The sequence below is a fragment of the Streptomyces sp. HSW2009 genome, assembly GCF_040240285.1.
Taxonomy (GTDB): domain Bacteria; phylum Actinomycetota; class Actinomycetes; order Streptomycetales; family Streptomycetaceae; genus Streptomyces.
In genome coordinates this window covers 1-515 of the sequence record NZ_JBEHZD010001140.1, presented here as the reverse complement: position 1 = coordinate 515, position 515 = coordinate 1, and the positions used below count along the sequence as shown (strand labels likewise).

General features: G+C 64.9%; 1 protein-coding gene. It reads left to right on the top strand.

The window, feature by feature from the left end; translation table 11 throughout:
- The coding region (locus tag AAHZ94_RS34940) for a class I tRNA ligase family protein (RefSeq protein WP_349997669.1) at positions 1 to 515 on the top strand (515 nt) is incomplete at both ends.

Below are 515 nucleotides of genomic sequence, written 5' to 3'. Positions count from 1 at the left end.
GAAGGCTGCACCCACCAAGCCGTCCGCGTCCCCGAAGTCATCGACGCCTGGTACGACTCCGGCTCCATGCCCTTCGCCCAATGGGGCTACCCCCACCAAAACAAAGACCTCTTCGAAGCCCGCTACCCCGCCCAATTCATCTCCGAAGCCATCGACCAGACCCGCGGCTGGTTCTACACCCTCATGGCCATCGGCACCCTCGTCTTCGACAAATCCTCCTACGAAAACGTCGTCTGCCTCGGCCACATCCTCGCCGAAGACGGCCGCAAAATGTCCAAACACCTCGGCAACATCCTCCAACCCATCCCCCTCATGGACCAACACGGCGCCGACGCCGTCCGCTGGTTCATGGCCGCCGGCGGCTCACCCTGGGCCGCCCGCCGCGTCGGCCACACCACCATCCAAGAAGTCGTCCGCAAAACCCTCCTCACCTACTGGAACACCGTCGCCTTCCAAGCCCTCTACGCCCGCACCACCCACTGGACCCCCACCCCCACCGACCCCACACCCACCCA